This window comes from Erwinia sp., from assembly GCF_031978025.1.
Lineage (GTDB): Bacteria > Pseudomonadota > Gammaproteobacteria > Enterobacterales > Enterobacteriaceae > Erwinia.
In genome coordinates, this window is record NZ_DALZCD010000405.1 from 1 (window position 1) to 2,637 (window position 2,637).

4 protein-coding genes are annotated in these 2,637 nt (G+C 54.8%); 1 reads left to right on the plus strand and 3 read right to left on the minus strand.

Features of this window, described 5'->3' with window-relative positions:
- Window positions 1-99: 99 nt before the first annotated feature.
- Window positions 100-942, minus strand: coding sequence for an MIP/aquaporin family protein (locus RTK32_RS20985; protein ID WP_312047318.1), 843 nt, complete (start codon window positions 940-942; stop codon window positions 100-102).
- A 447-nt stretch (window positions 943-1,389) separates the two neighbouring features.
- On the opposite strand from RTK32_RS20985, the gene zapB reads away from it, so the two are divergent.
- Window positions 1,390-1,629, plus strand: coding sequence for a cell division protein ZapB (gene zapB / locus RTK32_RS20990; RefSeq protein ID WP_312047320.1), 240 nt, complete (start codon window positions 1,390-1,392; stop codon window positions 1,627-1,629).
- Window positions 1,630-1,684: 55 nt separating this feature from the next.
- Here the strand turns inward: zapB and rraA are convergent, their stop codons facing one another.
- Window positions 1,685-2,170, minus strand: coding sequence for a ribonuclease E activity regulator RraA (rraA, locus tag RTK32_RS20995; protein WP_125290574.1), 486 nt, complete (start codon window positions 2,168-2,170; stop codon window positions 1,685-1,687).
- Window positions 2,171-2,275: 105 nt separating this feature from the next.
- Window positions 2,276-2,637, minus strand: a 362-nt coding sequence (menA, locus tag RTK32_RS21000; protein ID WP_312047322.1) for a 1,4-dihydroxy-2-naphthoate octaprenyltransferase, incomplete at its 5' end; no start/stop codon positions are given.

Genomic DNA, 2,637 nt, shown 5'->3' on the forward strand with positions numbered 1-2,637 from the left:
AACACAACGGCGCGGGAGCTGGTTGTACCCTGATCCAGCGCGACGATATATTTTTTATCTGTAGTCATAAATCCTTCCTGATGTGTAAAGGGTTAGCACTTACGCTTTACGCTGTTCAGCACGCGCTATCGTCTCTGGCTTCTTTACCGCAGCTGCACCTGGCAGGTTGCGGGCGATCAGAGAGCGGTAGCCGAATGCACCCACGCTGGCGCCAACAATCGGGCCAAAAATTGGCACGAGGAAATAAGGAATATCGCGAGCACCGGTAAAGGCGACGTTACCCCAACCGGCCAGCCATGCAAAGAGTTTGGGTCCGAAATCACGGGCCGGGTTCAGGGCAAAGCCGGTCAGCGGGCCCATTGCGCCACCGATAATGGCAATCAGCAGGCCGATCAGCAGCGGTGCCATCGGGCCACGCGGCAGGCCGTTACCGTCGTCGGTCAGCGCCATAATCAGCCCCATCATCACCGCAGTGATCACCGCTTCTACCAGGAAAGCCTGGCCGACGCTAATGTGCGGGTTAGGGTAGGTTGAGAAAATACCGGCTAAATCCAGGCTCTCGACGCTGCCGCGTACCATATGGTGCGCCTGCTCGTAGTCCAGAAACAGGTTGTAGTAAAGTGCATAGACCAGCGCGGCGGAGCAGAACGCGCCTGCCACCTGCGCCAGAATGTAAGGAATAACTTTGCGGCCTTCGAAGTTGGCGAACAGGCAGAGCGCCAGGGTAACGGCCGGGTTCAGGTGTGCGCCAGAAACCGCCGCGCTCAGGTAAACCGCCATGGCAACGGCGATGCCCCAGATAATACTGATTTCCCACAGGCCCAGTACCGCACCGGCCAGTTTCGCCGCCGCGACGCAGCCGGCGCCAAAGAAAATAATTGTGCCTACGCCGAGAAACTCGGCGATGCACTGCCCTTTAAGGGTGGTGGTTGTCTGGCTCATGATGATGTTTCCTGAAGGCGAGGTTAAATGGTGTACAGCGTTTTTTTTCTCTTTCCGTGAGTCGCCCCAATCTTGTGTGGGGTTGTTGTGAATTTATCGTTAACGCGCATAAACGAGAAATAGCGAAATCAAAAGTTGTGTGCTGCTTCAAAAAAATGAGCGTTTTCGCGTCTTTTAGCGACGCGGCAGGGCGGCTTTCCGTTTTCGTTTGTTGTTGCATGTTGCAATTTGTTAACAATATCCGCGCAAGAATGGCGGGTAAATGTTAAAAACACCAGGTCTGTGCTGAAAAACGCGGCTCTCCGCTTCGTAGCAGGTTCGCTGCTGGACTTGGCGGGCCGCTCTACATACAATCGGAACATCGTTGTAAGCCGCAGCGGATCGGCCCGTCGCGATCGGGCTGCGTCAGCAACATCAACGCCTTGCGATTAGGAGAGGTCATTTACGATGTCATTTGAAGTGTTCGAGAAACTGGAATCAAAAGTACAGCAGGCGATTGATACTATCACGCTGCTGCAGATGGAAATTGAAGAGCTGAAAGAGCAGAACAACAACCTGAATCAGCAGGTTCAGCATGCTGCGGGCAACAGCGAATCCCTGGTGCGTGAAAACCAGCACCTGAAAGAGGAGCAGCATGTCTGGCAGGAGCGTCTGCGTGCGCTGTTGGGAAAAATGGAAGAAGTCTGAGTCAGGTTTGACGGCAGGCGGTAAAAGAACGGGTGCCAGTCAGCACCCGTTTTTGTTATTCGATATCCAGCGGATCTTCGGAAAGGATAATGCCGGTATTGTCGGCATAGAGGTGGTCGCCTGAAAAGAAGGTTACGCCACCAAAGTTGACGCGCACGTCGCTTTCGCCGATGCCTTCGCCCGCGGCACCTGCCGGGATAGCCGCGATTGCCTGAATGCCAATGTCCAGCTCTTCCAAATCGTCAACCTGACGCACGGAGCCATAGATCACTAACCCTTCCCATTCGTTTTGCAACGCCAGGCGGGCCAACGCCGCATCGACCAGCGCACGCCGTACGGAGCCACCGCCGTCCACCAGTAGCACGCGTCCGCGTCCGTTTTCTTCCAGCAGATCATACAGAAGCCCGTTATCTTCAAAACATTTCACCGTGGTGATTTGCCCGCCAAACGAGGTGCGGCCACCAAAGTTTGAAAAGAGCGGTTCAACCACGTTCACATCTTCATGGTAGATGTCGCAGAGTTCGGAAGTATCGTATTTCATAAGGGTTCATCTGTTTGCCACAGGGACACTAAGTATATCGCTTTCTGACTGGTGTTGGCAAAATCATCGGCTGTTAAAAATTGCGTCAGGTCAGGGACATTGCGATTAATTCATCACCAGGCCAATAGCGAAAAGCAGATTCACCAGCAGCGTCGCTTTGACCGTTTTCTCCAGGACCGGTCGCATGGCGACAGCGGAGGGATGCCTGATAACAAAGCGCGCCTGACCGAACAACAGCGGCACGCTGAGCAAAAATAGCCAGCCTGCCGCGTCCAGCTGCGTCAGTCTGGCATACAAAGCAAAGCTTGCCAGCGCGCTGGCAAGCAGCATGGCATGGTAATAACGCGCGTGACAGGCACCCAGCCGCACGGCCAGGGTAAGTTTGCCGTTGTGCCGGTCGCTGTCGATATCGCGCATGTTATTGACGTTGAGTACGGCGACCGCCAGCAGCCCGCAACTGGTCGCGG

Bases quoted from the DNA above. Each gene is read 5' to 3' on its own strand.
- RTK32_RS20985 (WP_312047318.1), bottom strand. From the start codon at position 942: ATGAGCCAGACAACCACCACCCTTAAAGGGCAGTGCATCGCCGAGTTT.
- zapB (WP_312047320.1), top strand. From the start codon at position 1,390: ATGTCATTTGAAGTGTTCGAGAAACTGGAATCAAAAGTACAGCAGGCG.
- rraA (WP_125290574.1), bottom strand. From the start codon at position 2,170: ATGAAATACGATACTTCCGAACTCTGCGACATCTACCATGAAGATGTG.